The sequence below is a fragment of the Gimesia alba genome (genome assembly GCF_007744675.1).
GTDB lineage: Bacteria > Planctomycetota > Planctomycetia > Planctomycetales > Planctomycetaceae > Gimesia > Gimesia alba.
On sequence record NZ_CP036269.1, the window covers coordinates 6,848,183 to 6,870,589 of the forward strand.

Here is a 22,407-nt window from a genome sequence, read left to right on the forward strand (position 1 = left end):
TACTCTCACAGCCGTTCGTACACCCACCACAGTCACCATCATGAGTTCGGTGGAATTCACTATGGTCACTGGGGAACCGGATTCCGCAATGGATTCAAATAGCAATCGAAAGAGGCCGCCTTAAGCGTCAGTATCGATGCGAAAGTAGAAAATCTGGTCAGCGTGTGTTGATCAGTCACGGAGGTGTGCTATGGACAGATCAGCAATCTTTTTTTGCTGGTCTGTCTTTTTTGTTGCGCGGAACAAATTCTCTTATCTCTCGCTGATAAAATTACTTACAACCATAAAACGAGAGAGTCCCATTTCTTGAAGGCTTGAATTCTTCTGCCCCTCTTTCAATCTAACGACTGGAATAAGAGTGCAGCGAAGATATTCCCAGGTATCATTGTTATTGAATCTGATTTAATTCGTTTTTTTCTGAAATAGTTCGCCAGATTCAGAGACCTGCTGTCCTTTATCCTTGGATCTTTCAGAAGGGATTGTCTGACAAACGTCTTTTGATTGCCACTTAGTGAGATATTCTCAAATGGCCGCAAACGAAACTTCAAAATCACATGCGATGGCGATGCTAGTGCAACAACGGGATGCCTTGTTTGCTTATGTCCTGGCGTGTGTCCGGAGCCACGCGGATGTGGATGATATTCTTCAGAATGTCTCTGTAGCAGTGATTGAAGCCAAAGAAATTCCTCAAGACCCTGGGCAGTTTCTAGCCTGGACCAGAGAGATTGCCCGGCGACGCGTTCTGGAGCATTTCAGAACCTCGAAGCGGCTGCTACCCGTTGATGCATCAACCGTAGAACAATTGACAGAAGCAGCAAGTCGCATCGATTCCCGGCAGACCAGCCAGTCGCGCCGGGATGCATTGCTTCACTGCATTGAAAAGTTACCTCCGGAAAGTCGGCAACTGCTGGCGGCCCGGTACGACGATTCAACAGAAAACAGCACAGCCGTCTTGTCGCAACGATTCGGACGTAGCGAACAAGGTGTGATGTCGTTGCTGTATCGCCTGAGACAAGTGTTACGGGACTGCGTTGAACGGCACCTCAAGTTGGGGGAGACCTGATGGACCCCGGACAGTTCAATCAAATGCAAGGCTATCTTCACAACACGCTCTCTTCATCCGAGATACATCAGTTTGATGCTCGACTTCGGAATGAACCAGAATTTGCCGATGAATTCATGCGATTTGCGTTTGAAGAGTCCGTTTTACGCGACTGGGCACGCGCGTACCATCGGTCGATTGAACTGGACGAAGCCGTCGCGTGTGAAGAAACCAGACTATTTTCAGCCCCTGATGTCCAGCCTCGACAGAACCGGAGTCGTTTTGCGTTCTTGCTAACGGCCGTCATCGTCTGCGTGTTTGGGATGACCTGGCTCTGGTTATCGAGGAGTGTTGCCGGTCCGGTAGCAACGTTCGAGCAGGTACAGGGACACGTTGAACTAACTCACACTGACGGATCATCGGAAACAGTCGCCAGCGGCCGTGCTGTAGAGTCCAATCAGAAAATCCGTCTGCGAGGCGAGCGCGCCACTGCAACGCTGCTCTACCCGGATGGCTCTCAGTTGATGCTGGTTGGCGACAGTCGCTTGCAGCTGGGAGGCCGAAACGGCAAACGCGTTGAGATTGAAGAAGGATTCCTGGGAGCAAGTGTGGCTGAGCAATCCCAGAACAAATCGATGCAGTTTATTACACCCACGGCTCAGATTGATGTACTTGGCACCAGATTTTCCATGGAAGCGACATCTGATATGACTGATGTCGCCGTAATTGAGGGATGTGTTAAGTTGACCCGGATCCGCGATGGGCAAGCGGTGGATCTCAAATCCGGCATGAGAAGTGAAGTGAAGCAAGAACCCGCCGAACTGACAGTGAAAGAACTGGTTTCTAATTCACTGAAGTACGATATCGACTTTGAAAATGGATTACCCGCTGATTGGGGCACCGGTGAGGCAATCCGCGAGGGAGTGCCGCCGCGCGGTGCTGTTCGGGCTGAAGCGGTCAAAGAGCCTGACGGAGTCGTTTATGGCATTTCAACTGCCAAGGCCTGGCGCGAAGGACTCTTTTCCGTTCAAGACAACACGCACCTGAATTTCACTTACAAACTCGACAAGCCGGATTGGTTTCAGGTTTTTATCAGTGCGCGAGCACTTCTTCCCGACAAGCCTCCGGTTGCCACCTACCGCTTTAAGGACGAACGTTTGTGGTGGCCGTTTCAACCCGGGAAATGGCGCACGGCTAAGATACCGCTTTCCGCCTTTGGACGGGTGTCTGACTGGAGCGAAACTCCCCTTGGCGTTGGCGAACTTCCATTCGAACTGCTGTTCACATCAAAGGATAACAACCTCAGTCTCGTAATCGATCGAATCTGGATCACCAATGACGGCCCGGGAGAGTTCACTGTCGAAGAGGAAAACTAATGCAACGATTCGAACGCGCATTCGTATCCCGGATTTTTCTTTGTACGTTGTTTTGCAGTTCACTCTTTGGCTGCGAATCCGAGTCACAAATAGAACGAACCGTTCTCGCTTCTCAGGCAACGAAAAACAGAACTGCTGAAATATCTCATCCCAAATCAAATGTCCGCCGCCTGACACGGACCGAGTATCGCAACACGGTCCGAGACCTGTTGCACCTGAAGTTCGAAGAAAATGATGATCCCACCCAAGCTCTGCCCCCTGATCCTGTCATTGACGGTTTCGACAAAAGGGCCGCGGCATTAATGCTGGACGGAGCGTTGTTGAATGAATATCTCCAGGCAGCGATTGAGATTGCAGACCGTGCTATCGTCACAAGCGATTTAACGCAGCCGCCTGTTCCCACTGAACGCCTTCGGTTTGAGTTTGAAGACATTCCCCTTCATCCGTACGAAGTCACCACACGACCGTGGGCCGAACTCAAAGAGAACGGCTTGGTACTGATGAGTGGCTCAGCCGGTTCAAAACGCGGACTGCGGCGCAACCAGCGGGAACCGATGATCCCGATCTCCGGCCGCTATACGATTCGCGTTCGAGCGGCTGCAGACCGTGGGGTGCGTGACGAACGTGCTTTACTCAGGGTCTGGCGCCCGGAAGTGGGTCAAACCTTGCATGAAACCTATGTGGATGCGCCCCTTGATGCACCGCAGACATATGAAATCACACTGCCGCTCAATCCGGAGGGGGCGGACTCACTGGTGGTGATCTTTGTGAACGGGACCAATTTCGGTCAGGCGAACCTGCTGCACATGGAAATGAATGCCGCAGTCGAACAGGCACTCGCCGCCGGTAATCCACGTCGGGCCGCGCAACTGCGCGCACAGATGCGTGCAGAAGGTGTCATCGCCACCAGCAGACCGAATCCGGCGACATTATCCACCGCCGAGCTGCCTCGTCTGTTTCTGGACTGGATTGAAATTGAAGGCCCTTTGTATGAAACATGGCCGCCACGAAGTCATCAAACCGTTTTCTTCGCGGGTGATGCCGGCACAAATGACGTTGCCTATGCGAGGCAGATCTTTCGACGATTACTTCCAAAAGCCTATCGTCGGCCTGTGAATGATGCTGAGATCGAAGAGATCATCCAAGTCGTCACGAAAGAATTAGAGGAGGGGGAACCATTTACGGAAGCAGTGAAAACGGGTCTGATAACAATGTTCTGTTCGCCCCACTTTCTATTGATAGCAGATCAACTTGATCAGGGCAGCGAACGATTAAACGATTTTGAACTGGCAGAACGCTTGTCGTATTTTCTGTGGAGCAGTCAGCCAGACAACAAACTGTTCGAGTTGGCCCGAACGGGAACGCTGCGCGAACCGCGTATTCTGCTCTCACAAACGAGGCGGATGCTCGATGATGTGAAGGTGGATGCTCTGACGACTGACTTTGCTTGCCAGTGGTTGAAAGTGGACGAGGTCGATCGTTTCGCTCCTGATGTGGAACTGTATCCGGTCTATGCGCGTCCCGAAAATGCGCGGCTGGATGACGATCTTCAAGCAGAAATGCTGGGATATTTTCGTGAGATGCTGCGTGGCAATCATTCCATCGCCCATTTTCTGGACAGCGACTGGACAGTACTCAACGAACGGCTGGCTCGGTTCTATCAGATTGATGGAGTATCTGGTAACGCGTTTCGCAAGGTGGCACTCCCCTCCGATTCACCCCGTGGCGGTTTACTGGGCATGGCCGGTTTTCATCGCTGGGGCAGTGACGGGAATCGGACCAAACCCGTGCATCGCGGGGTCTATCTGCTGGATGTGTTATTAAATGATCGGCCGCCGCTCCCGCCTCTCGATGTTGGTGAAGTCGAACCCAATCCACCGGGTGAGAATCTCTCGGTGCGTGACAGGCTGGCGGCGCACCGACAAATTCCCGGCTGTGCCGAATGCCATCAGAAAATCGACGCTTACGGACTGGCGCTGGAAAATTTTAACGCGATCGGTCAATGGAGAGATACACAGGACGGCGAAATCAGGAACTGGGCCGCTCGAGGAGGGGCACCGCCAATCGATGCATCAGGGGAGTTACCAGACGGGAGCAAATACAAGGACTTCCGGGAATTTAAGCAGCTGTTATGCGAGCAGGAAGAACGGTTTGTCCAGCCCCTGGCCGAAAAACTGTTCGCCTATGCTCTGGCGCGACGGCTGGAATCGCGCGATACGCGCAGCATTCAGGCAGCGGTAAAGCACGCTGAGCAACACGGCCGTACGTTGCGGGCATTGATCGAGGGAATTGTGCAGAGCGAGGCGTTTCAATCACATTGAAAACATTGACTCACGGGAGCGATCCTATGTTAAATTCGGAACGACTGACGCGGCGGACGTTTTTGCGTGGAACGGGAACAACCCTGGCATTGCCGATTCTTGAAGCGATGTGTCCCCGAACAGCGGGTGCAGACGACATTGTGAAGTCGCCTCCTCGGTTGGGTTTTTTCTATTTTGGAACAGGCATGAATATGCGCGCATTCACGCCTGTGGACGACGGGAAACATTTCACACCATCCCGTGTATTGCAACCGCTGATGAAATTTCGCAATGACTTGACGGTACTCTCCGGTACGTATTTACGCTATGGAGGCAGCCATACCGGCGATTATACCTTTCTGACGGGAACTAAAGCGCATACCGCGCAGGGAATCCGCAATACCATTTCGGCCGATCAACTGGCGGCGGCGCACCTTGGTCGTGAGACGCGTTTCCCCTCTTTGCAACTCTCAATCAGTCGCGGCACAGGATTGGGAGGGAGTATGAAAACGTTATCCTGGAACGCCCGGGGTATGCCACTGCCTGCGGAAAGTGATCCGAGCGTCCTCTTCTCACGCCTCTTTCTCAATGAAGCCGAGGGGGCCCGCGAGAAGCAACGTACATTGAGACGTCAGGGAAGCATTCTCGATTCGCTCAAAGATCAGGCAGCACGACTGAATCGCCAAATCAGCAAATCAGACCGGAAACGAATCGACCAGTATCTCACCTCCGTACGCGAAGTGGAACAGCAGTTGCAACGTAATATTCTCTGGTCAGATCGCCCCAAACCGACTGTTGACGGCACTACTCGGTCGAAATACCGTCGTCCCTTTGATCCGGAACAGACCCGTGATTTTCATTATGAAACGTATTCCCGGTTGATGTACGAGCTCATCGCACTCGCCTGGCAGACCGATTCCACACGTGTCATTTCGTATGTCGTCCGTCAGGAATTGCGTGGTGGAGTCTACCCGGAATTTGGCGTTTCCAAAGGGTATCACGAACTCTCTCATCATAATAACGATCCCCGCAGTCTTGACGAACTGGCGCGAGTCGACGTTCTGTATATGAGGCAGTGGGCTCAATTTCTGGAAATGCTCCAGTCGATCAAAGAGCCCGACGGTCGTACGCTCCTCGATCGGAGCCTGTTAGGTTTTTCGAGCGGGATGGGTTTCAATCATTCTCCTGACAGATTACCCACGGTGCTCTGTGGCGGACGGGCGCTGGGCGTTGCACATCAGGGGCATCTTAGACTCCCTGAACGAACGCCATTGTCAAATCTGTGGCGGACGATGCTGGACCGAGCCGGAGTGCCAGTGAATGATGCGTTCCAAGACAGCCAGGGAAGTATCAGGGAGTTGCTCGCATGAAGAAGTTAATTCACAGATTTCGTGTTCTTCTCGTCCTTTTTCCCATCGTTGGATTCCCGAATCAGGCACTCTCGCAAGAACTGAAAACCAACTCGCTGAAAATGGAACTGCGGAGCATCCCGGCGGGTGAGTTCGACATGGGTTTCAATCACAGCGGTGGATTCGAGGAACTGATGACCGATTTCCCGCGTTCCATCACGCCCCGGGATATCGCCGGCGAGGAACGCCCAATCCATCGGGTACGGATCAGCAAAGCGTTTGAGATGGGAGCACACGAGGTTACGATTGGCCAGTTTCGCCAATTCTGCGAGGCGACGGGATATCGAACGACCGGCGAGACAAGCGGTGCAGGTAGTGTGGGCTTCGCACCTGTCGGAGTCGAGCAAGCAACACAGACCGGAAAACAACGCACTTTTTCCCAACGGCCTGAATTCACGTGGCGTTCGCCGGGCTTCGCGCAGAATGAATCGCATCCTGTGGTAGGGGTGAGCTGGGAAGACGCAAATGCGTTCTGTCGATGGCTCAGTAAAAAAGAGGGAACTACTTATCGGCTGCCGACTGAAGCAGAGTGGGAGTATGTGTGCCGAGCAGGGAACAGCAACTGGTTCAGCTTCGGAGATGCGTTCCGCGGTCGCATCCAGCAGCATGCCAACGTCGCAGACTTCACACTGGAACACAAACATCCCGGTCTGGTGATGCGACAATGGCTGGTGGATCCGCAAAAAGATCCGGGCGATGCGTTTGCTTTTACTGCACCCGTAGGCAGTTTTCAGGCCAACGCGTGGGGTGTTTACGATCTGCACGGCAATGTATGGGAATGGTGTCAGGATCGCTATCTCGCGAAACTCTACCAACGCCGCGCGGTAAAAACAGGAACCTCCATTGACCCGCTCAATTTAGAGTCTCAGGACGACCTGGATGACTGGCGCGTCATCCGCGGCGGCGCGTGGTCTACCGGACCGCTCCTCTGCCGCGCACAGGCCCGTGGGTTCTTTGGTTCTTCCAGTGCTGCCTGTTACATCGGCTTTCGCGTGGTCTGCGAACTCCCTCCCAGCAAACAACAGACTGGCAATTAAGATCGTTCTCAAACTGGCAGATGACAATATATCTCATATCGCAGCGGCAATTTCTCATTGTAGTCCATGATTCCTTTGCTAAACTGGATGGTTTCCCCCTCGACTGAAGCTTTAGCCATCATTTCATGAGAGTCTTTCCAGTGAAGCATTTTTTCTTTCTCTGTCTGATCTTTCTGGCGCAGCCATTGTCGGCTGCCGAGCATCCTAACATCGTTCTGGTATTCATTGATGATATGGGCTGGGGCGACTTTTCCTGCTTCGGCAATACAAAAGCAATCACCCCGCACATTGACAGTCTCGCCAAAGAAGGTATCCGTTTCGAACAGTTTTATGTCAATTCGCCGATCTGCTCGCCCTCTCGCGTGGCGATCTCGACAGGGCAGTATCCGCACCGCCACCGGATTACCTCGTATCTTGCCAGCCGCAAAGCAAACAACGATCGAGGAATCGTAGACTGGCTCGATCCCGCGGCGCCGATGCTGGCCCGATTTCTGAAACAGGCCGGCTACACCACCGCGCATTGCGGGAAATGGCATATGGGAGGACAGCGGGATGTGGACGATGCCCCCGCCATTACAACGTACGGTTTTGATATTTCACTGACGAATTTCGAAGGCATGGGAGCGAAGCTGCTGCCGCTAACGGAAGTGCCGCTCAAAAACGGAGGGATCAAGAAAGGACGTATCTGGCAAGATGCCACCCGTCTGGGGGAACCGGTCAAGTGGATGCTGCGTTCCAAAATCACCGGTGGTTTTGCCGACAAAGCAGTGGCATTCATCGATCAGTCTCAAAAGAATAATCGGCCATTCTACATAAATATCTGGCCCGATGACGTACACACGCCCCTGTTTCCTTCCGTTGGGAACTGGGCCGACTCTCAGCGGGGGCTCTATCTGTCCGTTCTGGAAGAGATGGATCGGCAGCTGGCGCGGCTCTTTGATCGCATTCAGAAAGATCCCGCTCTGCGCAAGAACACATTAATCTTGATCTGCTCGGATAATGGCCCTGAAAAAAACGCAGGATCCGCGGGTCCCTTCCGGGGATTGAAGGCAACTCTGTTTGAAGGGGGCATCCGTTCGCCGCTGATTGTCTGGGGGCCCGGTTTCATCGCTCCGTCAAAGGAAGGCACGATTAACAAAACCTCTGTCTTCGCTGCCATTGATCTCGTTCCCTCTCTCTTGGATCTGGCCGATGTATCTACCCCCAAAGAAGTACACTTTGATGGGGAAGATCTCGCGAAAACACTCATTGGAAAGTCGCATCAGTCCCGATCAGCGCCGCTGTTTTTCAGGCGTCCTCCGGATCGGAAAGAGTTTCGCCATTTGAAAAACCTGCCCGATCTGGCAGTGAGGGAAGGGAAATGGAAGCTGCTGTGTGACTATGATGGGAAACGTCCTCAACTGTATGATCTCGATACCGATCCCGGAGAAGCGATGAACCTTGCAGAGCAACATCCCGATCTGACCGGGCGGCTGATCAAAGAGGTCATTGCGTGGAATGCCACGATGCCCGCTGACGCCGGCGATCCGAATTTCAACAAGACGCATAATACATCAGAACAATAACAAACAAAGAAACCATTTATTAAAAGCACAAACGTGATGCGCACCACAACCATGATTTATTCTGCAGTCTGCCTGATCTGTGCGATGTTCGTCGCACAGCTATCCTCTGCTGCTGCCGCCGAGCGTCCTAATATCGTTCTGATTCTGGCAGATGACCTGGGCTATTCGGATTTAGGTTGTTACGGCGGTGAGATCAAGACGCCTCACATCGACGCACTGGCGGCCGGTGGTGTTCGCTTTACCCAGCTCTACAACTCGGCACGCTGTTGCCCCACGCGTGCGTCGTTGATGACGGGCCTGTATCCTTCCCAGGCGGGTATTGGTGATTTCACCACGCCGAAACCCAACAGGAAACGCGGGCCGGGATATCTGGGTCGTTTGAACAATCGCTGTGCCACACTGGCTGAAGTCTTGAAACCTGCCGGCTATGGCTGCTACTACGTCGGTAAGTGGCACATGCATCCGGAGACAGGGCCCATCAAGCGGGGCTTTGATGAATTTTATGGTTATACGAAAGGCCATTCGCACGATCAATATGATGCGGACTATTACATTCGGCTGCCTCAGGGACGGAACAAAGAAATCGACCCGCCCACCGATCAATATTATGCCACTGATGTCTTCAATCAGTACGCATTGGAGTTCATTCGGCAAGGACAGAAAACGGACAAACCCTGGTTTCTGTTTCTCGGTCATTCGTCGCCTCACTTTCCCGTGCAGGCACCCGCGGAACGTGCTGACAAATACGAGGCCCTCTATCGACGTGGCTGGGACATGCTTCGCGCGGAACGCTATGACCGCATGCAGCAACTTGGCTTGATCGACGGCAAGCACTGGAAACTGACTCCCCGATCGATCGTGCCCGTTGATCGAGATGACATCGCCAACGGTTTTTCCGGCCAGCCGAACCCTGCCTGGGATTCATTAGACGAAGCACGCCGACACGATCTGGCTCGACGCATGGCCGTGTTTGCTGCGATGGTGGAAGGGGTTGATACCGGGGTCGGGCAGATCATCAAACATTTGAAAAAAACGAAAGACTTGGAAAATACGCTGATTCTCTTTCTGAGTGATAACGGTGCCTGTTATGAATGGGGGCCGTTCGGATTTGATGGTGTCTCGCGAAAAGGGACCACCATTCTGCGAACTGGGGCCGAGCTAAGAAAGACCGGGGGCCGGGGAACCCATCAGTCTTACGGCAGTGGCTGGGCCAATCTGGGAAATACTCCATTTCGGCTTTATAAGCATTTCACGCATGAAGGAGGCATCAGCAGTCCCTTCATCGCACACTGGCCCCAAGGAATTGACAAGCCGAACCGCTGGGTTCGAGATCCCGCTCACGTGATGGATCTGCTGCCTACACTGATTGAAGTTGCGGGTGCAACCTATCCGGAAAAGCAAAATGGGAACACGTTGACTCCCCTTGAAGGAACAAGTTTGCTGCCTGCGTTGCGTGGCGAACAACTTCCCGAGAGAACGATCGGATTTGATCATCAGGCCGCACATGCGTTAAGAAAAGGGGACTGGAAAATTGTCTGGTCAAAACGAATGCCCACGGAAATCAAATGGGAACTTTATAACCTGGCCGATGACCGCTGCGAACTGCACGACCTCGCAGACCAATATCCTGATCGCGTACGAGCAATGTCAGCCGAGTGGGAAGACTGGGCACGGCACGTCGGCGTGACCTGGGAAGAAAACAAGACAAAGGGGCCTTAGAAAGCACGGTCGACGCGTTTGCTGTAAACATATCTGTTTAAGCCGTCTTACTTGGCCTTTGGTTTTTCTTCTAATTTGCGACGCCGCTCGCGGGAATAGTCACGCATCGATTTCAGCTGCAATCGTTGTTGTTCGGACAGAGGGCCTAAGCCAATCTCTCGCTTTTCTCCAGGCATCATGTTCACGGAGGCACCGGTGAGCGAAATGCCGCCTCCATCTGGTTGTTTGAAACTGCGACTGATGGTGGCCCGATAGAGGGGCGGAATCTGGTTGTATACAAAACCCTGTTCCTTCAACTCTTGAGGCAGGTCGCTCCAATACTGGTTGAATGTAATCTCCGGCCAGCCTGCGTCTGCTTCAAGCTGAGTCGTAAGATCCACCGTCTGCATCTCATTGGGGACTTCATCCAATTCAGTTTTCAGACCGGCCCAGGGTAGCAGTTTGATTTTTTTCTCCGCTTGGATCCGATCACTTCTGACGAGGGCAAAACCGGCCTCGGGATGCATCGCCAGAAGATAATATTTTTCCTCTTTTGGAGGATAGAGCTCAAATTGACCGGATGCATCGGATACCGTCATCACATGTTCGAGCCGATTACGGATTCGTCCCAGCACCAGGGCCACGTGATACGTCTGATAGGGAATGGACTGATCAACGGGTAAGATCAAAGCGACCTCTGCGTCTTCAATCGGCGTCCCTTTCTGATCCACAATGGTCCCTGCCATTTTTGATGTGGGATCGAGACGCAAATCGTTCTCTGTTTTTATTTTGTCATAGCGGAAGTCGGTCCGAGGCCACAAGCTACCTTCACTGTGACCATTGAATTTATATTTACGAGTCAGTTCCCAGATTTTCTTTTTCGTTGGTTGATACAGCCCCGCTTCCCTTGCGCCTCTTGTAATATAATAGGCGGGCCTGATCAGCAAGGTGTCGGGCAGCGTCCCAAAGAGATCGTCGATTTCTTCCCAGGTGATAATTTCTTCGCCTTCCAGCAGAATCACGTGTTTTGCAATCACAAACGACAACTTGGCTGTAGGAAGCTGCTTTACAGGGAGCGATGCATCTGTGTTGGTTGTCTTTTTGATCTGATCATCGGGTAATGTTGTTTTGATACTCTCAGCTTTGGGAACTGGTGGCGTCTCCTTGTTTTCGCTGTCTGGCAGCTGTGACAAATCAAACTCCACTCGAGTCTCTTGACTGGGATCGATATTGACGATCTTTTTAGGTCCGTTAGGATAATTCAAAGAAACTTCCACCTGCTGTTTTTCGTTACCTTCTTTAAGGTCAACGGCCAGACCACGAAACGTTGCTGTTCCCCCATCGTCAGTCACTTCGACGGGAGTGTCCGCACCAATCAGTTCACCATAGCGACTGTCTGGAATCGGGTGGAAGTCGACCCCTTGTCGCACACTGACTAAAGGTTTTCCTCTGCGCTGAGACAGTTTGCTCAAATCGCCTCGAATGTTGACGATCAGGTCACGACGCTCAGGCACAACGATGGACGTGTGCTGTCCTGCCTGGAGATCGTGAATGATCGCACGGGCTCCATTTTCCGCTTCGACAATACATAGGTAGTGTGAGTCTTTCGTGAGTTGATCCAGTTCAAAGCGGCCTTGCGCATCCGTGGTGGCAATGAGCTCTCCCCAAAAACCATTTTTCGATCCAGTATAGCCTAAAGAGCGTCCCTCTTTCGTAATTTCATGTTTCAGAAACAGCTTGGCATTCACCATAGGTTTCCCCGTCGGATCCTGAATCATGCCGGTGGTCTTCTGGCTGGCGGTCAGAGAAAGCGTCGTTTCTTTTGTCGAACGTAAATCCTGAGACTTGACGTATAAAGGTTCATACCCTGGCGCTGTCACCTTGATGGAATAGTTTGTGTCTGCCAGATGTTCCAGGAGTAACTCCCCCTGCTCGTTGACCGTCTGTTTCTGAATGGGACCATGCACGTTTCCATTCCATCCAGGGTGTACCACCACAGTGGCTCCTGAAATGAGTTCTTGTTTCTGATTTTGCATACGCAATAAATGAGTGAACCCCGGTTTGAGAACAATCGAAATATCTTTGCGCTGTTCCCCCGGTTTTAATATCAAAGGACCAATAAGAGCGGGTGCATATCCTTCAGGGAAATAACGTAACCAAATGGTCCCGGGAGGGGGTTTGGTTGAAAACTGATCAACAAACTGCCCCACAGTACTCTGTCTACTGTTGCCTCCATTCTTGCTTTCATAATACAGATAACCTTTTGTGGTGGCCGGTGAGCCATCTTCAAGTACGATCCGCCCTGAAACCATGGCACTCTCAGCAGGCGCTGGAGAAACAGCTGCAGGAGTGTTATTTTCTGCCGTCTTCTGTTTTGCTTGTGGATTCAATGGCAGGTTCTTGATTTCAATATACTCAAACGGTCTGCTCTGGAATTCGAAATGATCCAGGTTTTCGAGTTTCAGGTCTTTGAATTTTGCCTTGTAGATAGAGTAGGCGCCTTGCGTGAAACTTGTATTTGCCGTTTGGCCGGTATGATGAATATTACCTTGTTTGTCGATAGCGACGATTCGCATTTCGCGGTCCTGGATATCATGCATAGCAACCACGACAATATCATCCTTCTGAGTAAAGGGCCCCGACATCTGTGCGTGATACACGATCGGCTGATTCTGTCGTAAAGCGGATTCGGTAAGCCCTACATCCCCAAAGCTATTATCCGCGTCCATTTTGATTTTGGTTTCCCACTTGCCATTGGCAAGACCCACACGCAAATCAACTGACTTCAGGTCCTGATTCGCGGCAAAGACCTGGGCATAATACTCTTTGGATCTTTCTTCTCCCTTTAAAGCGACAAATGCACTGCCAGCTGGTTCTTTGTTGGAAACGGTCCAACTGAGCGTTGCGTTCTGAGGCAGGTTTTTCACGCGAAACACGAGTTGCCGACCAATTTGATTTTCATTGACAGGGATGGATACACCATGCACCCGATAAGGACGCGGTGACAGTGTAGTACCTTCAGTATCCCACCAACGCTGTGGTGTTTCGTTATACGTCCCGATTGACAAGACTTCGATATTTCCGTCCAGAGAGTATGGCTCGGTTGAATCTGCTCCCACTTTTACTTCTGTTTCCTGCTGTTCCACTTCTGGCACTACCGTTTTCTCAGCATACGTTGACCAGACAGCCGGACCGCCGATTAGCAAAAGTGCGAGCACGGCATAAGTCATACCGCGCGTCAGCCGGAGTGGCTCGCGCAGTGGTTCGCCGAATAACCGCGCCACGCGACGGCGGACTTCAGAAGGAGAGTGACCGTTGGCAGCCAGCGACGCCAGTTCCGGGTTCGTCGCAAGATTCGGCTTGGAAAGCTCAACCACTCTCAGGAGTGCCGTGGCATAGCGGACCTTGCGTTCAAAATTGGACGTCGCTTGGTCTCGACACGTCAGCTCATCGCAACAAAATTCGCGTAAGCCGCTGATTTGTCGGCTTAAATACCAAAGCGCTGGATTAAAGAACAGGATCGCTTCAGCCAGTCGCTGCAGCAGATTCACCCACATATCATAGCGCCGTACATGCGCCAGTTCGTGTGCCAGGATCATCTCCAGTTCATCGGGTGTGAGTCCGCTGACTACAGAGGCCGGCAACAGGATGAGGGGCCGAATCAAGCCAACGACTGTAGGAACGACGATGTGTTCGGCTTCTGCCAGTACGGGAACAATTTTCATCGACCATTGCTTCGCCAGTGAACGCAGCGATTCGACGAGCGGCCCGTCTTTGATTACCGTCGCTTGTCGACTCAGCCGATTGACTTTGATCATTGAGACAATCAACCGCGCCAGCATAAACCCCACACCGAAAACATAAACGGCGACAATCCAGGGAGTGATCGGCAACCATTCGCGTAAAGTCCAGCCCGGTGAGTCTACAACAGGCGAAGTTTGATTCGCGGAATTGCTCTCTGCGCTCTCAATTGATGGCTCAAAAGTTTGGAATTTCGCCGGAATAAAATATGTAGACTTTTCAGCAGTGGAAATACGCGATTCAGAGGGAGCATTTGCAGTTGGCGCATTAGAAACTGAATCGACATGCTCATCCGACGAATTGATAACCAGAAAAGTAACGGGCAAGGCTGCTATTCCGACCAGCAAAGCAAACACATTCAGAGTATAACGTCGTTCAACGGATTCGTTTTTCCAAATCAGATTCAGACACCATACGACAACAGCCAGCACAGCAAATTGCCAGATCGAATGCAATAACGTCAGACATACTTGGGTACTGAAAGCGGGGTCAATTAAAGTCTGTCCGATCATTAGGACTGCTCCTTTGCCTTGCGGGTGATGAGCTTTCGAAGTTCAGCGAGTTCACGGGAATTGATGTCGGTGGTTTCCAGCAGGTTAAGCATCATCGCCGACGGGGAACCATCGAATAAGCGCGAGAGTAAATCCCCCATGATGCCGCCGGCAATCTGATCTTTTTCTACTTTGGGAGAGAACAGGAACGATTTGCCTGCCTTCCGCCGCCGTAATAACCCTTTGTCATACATAATATTCAGCGTCGTGATCACCGAACTATGCGCCAGCGGGCGGTTTGCTTCAGATTCCAGTTTCGCGCGCACCTCTCGGACGGGGAGCGGCGATTCCTCCCATAAAATTTTCAGGATTTCCAATTCCAGTTTTGTCGGGTGTTCTGAACCGGGGCGCGCCATCGACGTATTCCTGTTCTTCGAAGAATTTGAATGAAACAAACCTCGCATATCTAATTAATTAGAAGATAATACCACAGAAACACACACAGTCAACACCATCTTCTATATAATTAGATGATCAAGGTATTGTGACGGTGGTCGGCCCCGTTCGGGAGTCACGATTTACATTAAAAAGATCAATCAAAAGCGTTATGCAGATTCGGCGGGAATATTTGTTATAAATCCCTAAAAAAGGTGCATTTCCATCGGAACTATGGGTCCAGATCGCGTATTGATGATCAGACCTAACAAAAACAGCTTTCTGCTCTGTTTTTGACTTGTCCCATGATTGTCTCTTGTTCGGTTGCCTCTATATGATTGAAGCTGGAAAGCCTTGCTGACTTTTGACTTAGACAAGCAGCCCCCTGCATTTCATGAATACTGTTGGATAATTTATGTCTCAAAAAAACCGTCTAATACTCCTCATCGGGCTGGTCATCCTGATCCCCCTGGGTACCTGGTTGTTGTTGCCCGGCTTGCCTTCCCTGGGCCAGGCACCGGAGATCTTTTCAGGGGGAACATCATATCCCGCATCTGAAATCTCATTCAAACGGGCCAATGTCGGCCCGGATCCGGTGGGCTTACCATTGATCACGAATGTGCAAATTGTCGATTTCGATGGTGACGGAACGAATGATATTCTGGGCTGTGATTCCGATCGCGGCATTGTTTCGCTGTTTAAACCGGATGGGGAAAATCAGTGGCAGGAAGAAGTACTGCTGAGTGACCTGGCGGCGCCGGGGCATGCGACTGTGGTTGATATCGATGGAGACGGAGATCTGGACATCATTGTTTCCATCCTCGGGAACCTGATGCCTGACGACCGGGTCATTGGACGAGTCGAGCTCTACGAACGCAAAGACAATGAATATATTCGGCACGTCATTCTGGATGACGTCAGACGCGTGGCCGACGTGCAGCCGGGAGACTTTGACGGGGACGGCGATCTAGACCTGGCCGTCGCTGTTTTTGGTTACAGCCGCGGTTCTGTGCTCTGGTTGGAAAATCGTGGCAACTTGAAATTCAGAGACCACGAACTGTTAAACGCACCGGGAACCATTCACGTTCCCGTCGCCGACTATGATGGTGATGGTGATCTGGATATCGCAGCGATTGTCACACAGGATGAAGAAGAACTCTGGGGTTTTGAAAATCTGGGAGAAGGCAAATTCAAAAAACGACGCTTGTGGATGACGATCAATCTGGACTTGGGGGGGGCAGGCCTGATTCAAGCCGATCTGGATCAGGATGGTGATCAGGATCTGATTTTACCAGCCGGGGACAATCTGGAAGATCTGGATGCCTATCCCCAGCCCTATCATGGTTGTCTGTGGTTCGAGAACAAAGGGAACTGGGAATTTGAAATGCAGCGTATTTCGAACCTGGGGGGCACCTATGCGGCTGATGTCGGTGACCTGGATGGAGACGGAGATCTAGATGTCGTGCTCGTCAGCATGACGAACGACTGGTACGACCCCACAACCGCCAGCGTGGTCTGGCTGGAAAATGACGGAAAACAGAATTTCAAAACCTGGCAAATCGACAGTAATCCTATTCATCTGGTGACGGTTGCCGTCTCTGATCTGAATGGTGATGGCCGCGATGATATCGTTGCCGGAGGGCTCAATCTGCGTAAGCCCTACCAGAGAATCGGCAGAATTTCAGCCTGGCTGAATCAAGGAGGAGCGAAGCCATGAAACAACTCGTTCGACTTTTACTGCTGTTGCTTGTCATCGAATTGGGTTACTGCGGATTTCTCGTCGCAAAACGACTGTCTCGACCATTGCCCGTTCTACCCGATGCGGAATATGTAGACCCTTTAATGATGACTGATTTCCGCGAGCTGGCCCAGCAGGCTGAAACCGGATCCAGTTCGGAGTGGGTGAAATTAGGGCAGGCTTTTTTAGGCCAGGGTTTTTACAGCTATGCAGAAAATTGTTTTCGGCAGGCGGCTGAACTGGATCCGTCCAATCTAGTCGCAAAAGTCAGCTATGCGTTTTGCCTGGAACGCACAGGGCGTACTCAACAGAGCACTCTGGAGTATGAAAAACTGCTTCCTTTGAAAACAAAACGATCTGGCGTTTTTGCGAATAAGAATCATTATCTCTATGCCATTGGCAGAAACTATTTACGCGAAGAAAACGAGGCGAAAGCAGAAGAAACATTTCGTAAAAACAGGGATTTCCAGCCCGCACAATATCAACTGGCAAAACTGTTAGTACGATCGGGCCGCGTTGAAGAGGCATTGCCGATCATCAATCGGAATCTTAAGGAACTCCCCAACTCGATGAAATTCCTGTTACTAAAGTCACAAGCACTGGAAGCGCTAGGACGTGAGGAAGAATCGATTCAGGCCGCAGAAAAGGTCGAGCGATCGTTGGCGATTATCCCGTTGAATTTTAATACGGAGTTAATCAAGCCCTACAGTGTCAGACATGGGATTGAAAAAGAGTTTGAGACCTACAATCGTTTACTTGAACGAAATGATATGGACTATCTCGCCCAGAAACTGGACGAGATCTTTGAACTTGTCAGTGATCGTCCGATTCCACAATATAAGGCAACGCTCACCAGTATGGTTGGAGTTGAATTTCAGCGAAAGAATCCGGAGCGGATGCTTCTGTTGATTGATCAATTAAAAAAATCAGGGATTGAAAATGCCGATTTACTTCAGTTCAGAGCAGGAGCTTACTTGCTGAAAGGAGAGATGGAAAAAGCGGTGCCACTGTTAGAACGCGTGGCGCAGATGAGACCTACGATTGAAGTTCATCAAACTCTGGCAAATTACTATCACCAGCAGCAACAGATCGAAAAACGAAATTATCATCAGGCAAAAATGGCATTGCTGCAGACAATGATTGCCTTTCGAAACGATCTGCTTCCAAATGCAGAAGAAGCAATTCAGCGCTCGGTCGAGTTGAACCCGCGTGACCCACAAGCCTGGTTCTACTATGCAGAAACAAAACGCTTGCTGGGAGACCTGCAAAGCGCAGAGACGGCTTACAAACGCTGCCTGGAACTCAACCCCAATCATGGCCGCGCGATTCGGGAACTGTCGCGAATCGAGACAGAGCAATAGCATTCGTCAATAACAAAGATTACTCAAAATAAAAAACCCGATTCCTTCAAGAAGAGGAATCGGGTAAAAATAAACTGAAGAAAGCTTCCAGTCAGACCGGATTAAAATTCACCGATGACTTCGCCGCCAGTGCGGGTGTAGAGTGCTCTGTAGGTTCCCAGGTCGATGTTTTCTGACAGGAAGCGAACCTGACCATCGCCTAACAGGAAGTGGGCGCCGCCAACGTGTGAACTGGATGCAGTCCAGGCTGGTCCCCAACTGATGCTGGAACCATTCAGCATGTAAACAGTACTGCCTCCACCATTGATAGCGACATCCAAGCCTCTTAAGCTGGTGTGCCATCCGGCAGCACCTGTGTAATTACGTGGACCAATCCACAAGCCACCAGCCCAGTTACAGGTTGCACCACCGCAGGCCTTGATTGTACTCGGGTCCGAGGCTGTAGTGCGTTCTCCAACGAACAGCGTATTACTACTTCCATCAGTAATGGACTTCATCCGGATTTTGGAGTTAACAAAGAAACACCCATTCCGACCATTAGCTCCTGTTGCAGCACAGGCCAGGTAGTTTGATTTTCCGTAGCTGCTGCAATCTGTGTTAATCCCTTCCATGGGATCGGAAGGACAATTGAAAACAGGTAAGACAACCTTGGCCGAAGGAATCGCATCGGTCATTGAACCATCATGATTGGCATCCAACCAGTTGTAGGTAAAGCCATTGGTCTCTGAACCGATATTGTTGTAAAGCGGCGCCTGATCCATAAAAGGCAGAATCATGGTTCCCCAGCCGAGGCCGTTCTTATTCTCAGCTTCTGATGCACCCGTGTTTAGGCCGGGATTACTATCAATATAGGCGGGAGGAAAGACACGATGAGTTTCGTGGTAGTTGTGCAAAGCCAGTCCGATCTGTTTCAAACTGTTTTTACATGTACTCCGCCGAGCTGCCTCACGGGCCTGCTGAACAGCCGGCAATAGCAGTGCGATTAAGATGGCAATGATGGCAATCACCACCAGAAGCTCGATCAGTGTAAAACCGAACTTCCGAAAAAAGGGACTTCTGCGCTGAAATAGTTTCATAGCGACATTTTCCTCCAGAATTAAAATGAAATGAAATGAATTCACGAATGGAAACTGAAAAATTGATTGAAATCAACAATAGAAAGTAAGGGCAGATTTGTGAAAATGAAGTAAACCCCTTACGTATTTTGTAGATAGAAATACAACATCCATTATAACTAGGGGACCCGATCGAATCGATGAGTTACCCAATAAATCCCTGTTTTACAATGGGATTTATGTTCACATCCCCATTCACTTATATAAAAAAGGCAATAGTTCCACGACATCAAACCGAAACATTTGTCCACAAAGTGATCCGCTTAACTGGTTAGATCAAAATTGATGGTATTTTCACCTGCTTTGACCTCTTCTTTAAGTGTCGTTTCGGAATTGTATTTCGCGGGAATCGGATCTTTATAGGTTTGACCAGGAGGAGTCGGGGCCTCTTGTGGTGTCGTGATGCTCACATTATGGGAACCAATAACAGCCCCCATGGTGTCGCGTAAATACCCCAGCTCATACTTTCCTGCTTCATCAGTGACGCCATTCGAGGCTCTACCTTCTGCGGGAGTGAATGTTACTGTGACATTAGGCAACGGTGCCCCATCCATGGTGACGATGCCTGTGACCGTTCCCAAATCAGGTTGATCATCGGCACCACCGCCACCACAGCCTGCACTGAAAATTAGAGGAAAGACTGACAGCAGAGCTAATAAGCATAACTTCGAAGACTTCATCATGACTCCTGGCGCTTTTGAGATTTTTGAAATGCAGAAAATAGAAAAGAAAGATCAATCGTTACTAATATAATATATTGACGCCGATGTCAAACAGGTGGTAGACCGTTCTTTTGCATCGTCGTGAGGATTTCTGTACAAGAGGATACAAAAACAAAGTGAATTGGTTACCGACGAACTCTGCTCATCAAGTAAGGAATAAGTAATGCAAATCTGGGTCGACGCGGATGCCTGTCCGGGCGAAATAAAAGAGTTGTTATTTCGCGCCGCGAAACGCACGAAGACCAGAATCACGCTCGTCGCGAACCAGCCTCTGCACACGCCTCGTTCCGAATTCATTGACAGTCTACTCGTTCCCCCCGGATTAAATGTCGCCGATCAACGCATCGTCGAACTGGTTCAATCCGGCGACCTCGTAATTACGGCTGACATTCCTCTGGCGGCTGACGTGGTTGCCAAAGGGGGACAGGCTCTGAATCCGCGTGGCACGCTCTATACCGATGCGAATATCGGTGCCATCCTGGCTTCGCGAGACTTAATGGATGATCTGCGCGGGGAAGGTGTCATCACTGGTGGACCGGCCAATTTTAATAACAAAGATCGCCAGGCGTTCGCCAATCAACTCGACCGCTGGCTCACCGCTTCAAAGAAATAAAAAATGCGATGGAATGTATTCGTGTTACATGCCGGAAATTTTATCCCGGGCTTCTTGCCACTCAAGGCTTTCCGGTATATCCAGAACAACAGGTTCCTCGCCTACAGTCACATCGGCGACTTTTGCACGTGCACCACTGATGTAGGCGTAAACGGTGTATTCGCCCGGCGGCACAGCAGAGATGTATGTAAAGCTGACATGATCATCGCGGACCGGAAACACATGGGGTTCCTGGCTTTCATCCTTCGGCCAATACACCACGTTGAGTACATCACCATTGGCTAATGTCCCTGAAACTTTCGTCCCTTCCGGAAGCTCAATGTCGGGTTCCTGCGAACACGCGGTAAGCCCGCTCAGCAGACTGAAACCAATCAGCAATCGAAAGCATACTTTTTGAAGTTGAAGAACAGACATTCTCATAGATCCCGAACAAGCAGGAATATAGTGTTGTGATCCAGGTCAGGTAGAAACATAAGGAGAAATTAGTATTCTCCGATGACTTCTCCTTGCTCACGCGTCCCTAACGCACGACAGATATTACGATCCAGATTATCACTCAGAAATCGAACCGAACCGTCGGCCAGTAGTCCATGCGCGCCGCCTGTATGCCTGCTGCGCATCGGCAGTGCATATGCGGGACCATTTACCGTGCCGGGACAATGGGGGCAATTTCCATCGCGTTGACAGTCGGCTGCCGGATGATTGGGTGGACGCCCCATGATAATGTAATTCCGCCCCTCTTTGGTCGACCAGTCCTTTCCCCGATAGGTGAGCGTATTCGAACCATTGTTGGAAGAGTCCGCTAAACAGTCACTGGCCGCAGCAGAACCGCCCTGATTCCAATATTTATCCAAGTGATTGATTTCGCCATACGCGAGCGTATTTGACAAACCGTCAGTGACATCCCGAAACTTGATATTCTCAGTCCAGAACATTCCCCCTTTGAGCCCATTGGCAGGACTTCCTGGGTTGGCAACTTGATGCGAACCAGAAATCGGCAAATAGGAGATCTGCCGTTTATTATTGGAAATTTCTTTATCGGAGGGACAATGAAACAGCGCCAACCGCACGTTGGTATTCGTTCGATTGGTGCCGGCACCGCCAGTCGAATAATAATCCTTTGGAGGATTCTGGAAATTCAGCTGATTGTAAATATTGGCCTGATCCATAAAGGGTAGCATCAAAGCCGTGGCACTCCACCCGCTGGAATAGCTACAAGGTCCCCAGGAAGCGTAGCTATAATTCCGTGAGCACGTTCCACCAGGAGCGATCACTGAGTGTGTTTCAGCATAGTTATGAATGGCCAGTCCGAATTGCTTGAGATTGTTCTTGCAACTGCTGCGCCGGGCAGCTTCGCGAGCCTGTTGGACAGCCGGCAATAAGAGTGCAATCAGAATCGCGATGATGGCGATCACAACCAGAAGTTCAATCAGAGTAAAACCGCTTCGGTTCTTCGGCGGACTTTGAATTCTAAACATGAGCACGTTCCGTTCAGAAAGAAACTATAAGGCAGGAAAAATTGAGGAATCCATTGTGAGGAAACTATTTTATATAGGTTCTCGGTGGCAGATTCCATCCTGATTTTACATGAATGTTCAGACTGACAGACTTTACTTTCTTTAGAATTACAGGTTTTCACCTACCACATCATGGTTAGCACTAAACCCTAAAGGTCCTAGTTCAATTCAGAACCCGCCTGATTGA

16 protein-coding genes are annotated in these 22,407 nt (G+C 50.7%); 10 read left to right on the forward strand and 6 right to left on the reverse strand.

The genetic code is table 11. From position 1 onward, the window contains the following. Positions 1-526: 526 nt before the first annotated feature. From Pan241w_RS25520 to Pan241w_RS25550, 7 genes are all read left to right on the forward strand, one after another. Positions 527-1,063, forward strand: coding sequence for a sigma-70 family RNA polymerase sigma factor (locus Pan241w_RS25520; protein ID WP_145221460.1), 537 nt, complete (start codon positions 527-529; stop codon positions 1,061-1,063). Then, positions 1,063-2,418 (forward strand): FecR family protein, encoded by a 1,356-nt coding sequence (locus tag Pan241w_RS25525; RefSeq protein WP_145221463.1) that lies wholly within the window; start codon positions 1,063-1,065, stop codon positions 2,416-2,418. Before Pan241w_RS25520 ends, Pan241w_RS25525 begins: the two co-directional genes overlap by 1 nt. After that, a complete protein-coding gene (locus Pan241w_RS25530; RefSeq protein WP_145221466.1) occupies positions 2,418-4,739 on the forward strand; it encodes a DUF1592 domain-containing protein in 2,322 nt (773 codons plus the stop codon). Before Pan241w_RS25525 ends, Pan241w_RS25530 begins: the two co-directional genes overlap by 1 nt. Before the next feature lie 26 nt (positions 4,740-4,765). Further along, on the forward strand, positions 4,766-6,088 hold the full coding sequence (locus Pan241w_RS25535; protein ID WP_145221469.1) for a DUF1552 domain-containing protein: 1,323 nt from the start codon (positions 4,766-4,768) through the stop codon (positions 6,086-6,088). Further along, complete coding sequence (locus Pan241w_RS25540; protein WP_145221472.1) at positions 6,085-7,164, forward strand: formylglycine-generating enzyme family protein; 1,080 nt, start codon at positions 6,085-6,087, stop codon at positions 7,162-7,164. Before Pan241w_RS25535 ends, Pan241w_RS25540 begins: the two co-directional genes overlap by 4 nt. Before the next feature lie 125 nt (positions 7,165-7,289). Continuing rightward, positions 7,290-8,729, forward strand: a complete 1,440-nt coding sequence (locus tag Pan241w_RS25545) for a sulfatase-like hydrolase/transferase (protein WP_145221475.1) — start codon at positions 7,290-7,292, stop codon at positions 8,727-8,729. A 36-nt stretch (positions 8,730-8,765) separates the two neighbouring features. Beyond that, entirely contained in the window at positions 8,766-10,448 is a 1,683-nt protein-coding gene (locus Pan241w_RS25550; protein WP_198000152.1) for an arylsulfatase, read from the forward strand. Between the two features lie 47 nt (positions 10,449-10,495). Here the strand turns inward: Pan241w_RS25550 and Pan241w_RS25555 are convergent, their stop codons facing one another. Beyond that, positions 10,496-14,740, reverse strand: coding sequence for a M56 family metallopeptidase (locus tag Pan241w_RS25555; RefSeq protein WP_145221478.1), 4,245 nt, complete (start codon positions 14,738-14,740; stop codon positions 10,496-10,498). Further along, positions 14,740-15,135, reverse strand: a complete 396-nt coding sequence (locus Pan241w_RS25560) for a BlaI/MecI/CopY family transcriptional regulator (protein ID WP_145221481.1) — start codon at positions 15,133-15,135, stop codon at positions 14,740-14,742. The genes Pan241w_RS25555 and Pan241w_RS25560 overlap by 1 nt, the downstream gene beginning before the upstream one ends. 434 nt (positions 15,136-15,569) lie before the next feature. Between Pan241w_RS25560 and Pan241w_RS25565 the strand changes: the two genes are divergently transcribed. Beyond that, on the forward strand, positions 15,570-16,871 hold the full coding sequence (locus tag Pan241w_RS25565; RefSeq protein ID WP_145221484.1) for an FG-GAP repeat domain-containing protein: 1,302 nt from the start codon (positions 15,570-15,572) through the stop codon (positions 16,869-16,871). Next, positions 16,868-18,253: a tetratricopeptide repeat protein gene (locus tag Pan241w_RS25570; RefSeq protein WP_145221487.1), complete on the forward strand. Its 1,386-nt coding sequence runs from the start codon at positions 16,868-16,870 to the stop codon at positions 18,251-18,253. Before Pan241w_RS25565 ends, Pan241w_RS25570 begins: the two co-directional genes overlap by 4 nt. A gap of 101 nt (positions 18,254-18,354) precedes the next feature. Here the strand turns inward: Pan241w_RS25570 and Pan241w_RS25575 are convergent, their stop codons facing one another. Both Pan241w_RS25575 and Pan241w_RS25580 read right to left on the reverse strand, forming a co-directional pair. Continuing rightward, positions 18,355-19,329: a DUF1559 domain-containing protein gene (locus Pan241w_RS25575; RefSeq protein WP_145221490.1), complete on the reverse strand. Its 975-nt coding sequence runs from the start codon at positions 19,327-19,329 to the stop codon at positions 18,355-18,357. A 302-nt stretch (positions 19,330-19,631) separates the two neighbouring features. Then, complete coding sequence (locus Pan241w_RS25580) at positions 19,632-20,051, reverse strand: carboxypeptidase-like regulatory domain-containing protein (RefSeq protein WP_232107273.1); 420 nt, start codon at positions 20,049-20,051, stop codon at positions 19,632-19,634. Between the two features lie 202 nt (positions 20,052-20,253). Between Pan241w_RS25580 and Pan241w_RS25585 the strand changes: the two genes are divergently transcribed. After that, on the forward strand, positions 20,254-20,703 hold the full coding sequence (locus tag Pan241w_RS25585) for a YaiI/YqxD family protein (RefSeq protein WP_145221493.1): 450 nt from the start codon (positions 20,254-20,256) through the stop codon (positions 20,701-20,703). Between the two features lie 24 nt (positions 20,704-20,727). Here the strand turns inward: Pan241w_RS25585 and Pan241w_RS25590 are convergent, their stop codons facing one another. Together Pan241w_RS25590 and Pan241w_RS25595 are read right to left on the reverse strand one after the other, a co-directional pair. Further along, positions 20,728-21,117 (reverse strand): hypothetical protein, encoded by a 390-nt coding sequence (locus Pan241w_RS25590; RefSeq protein WP_145221496.1) that lies wholly within the window; start codon positions 21,115-21,117, stop codon positions 20,728-20,730. 68 nt (positions 21,118-21,185) lie between these two features. Next, a complete protein-coding gene (locus tag Pan241w_RS25595) occupies positions 21,186-22,181 on the reverse strand; it encodes a DUF1559 domain-containing protein (protein ID WP_145221499.1) in 996 nt (331 codons plus the stop codon). Between the last annotated feature and the right edge of the window lie 226 nt (positions 22,182-22,407).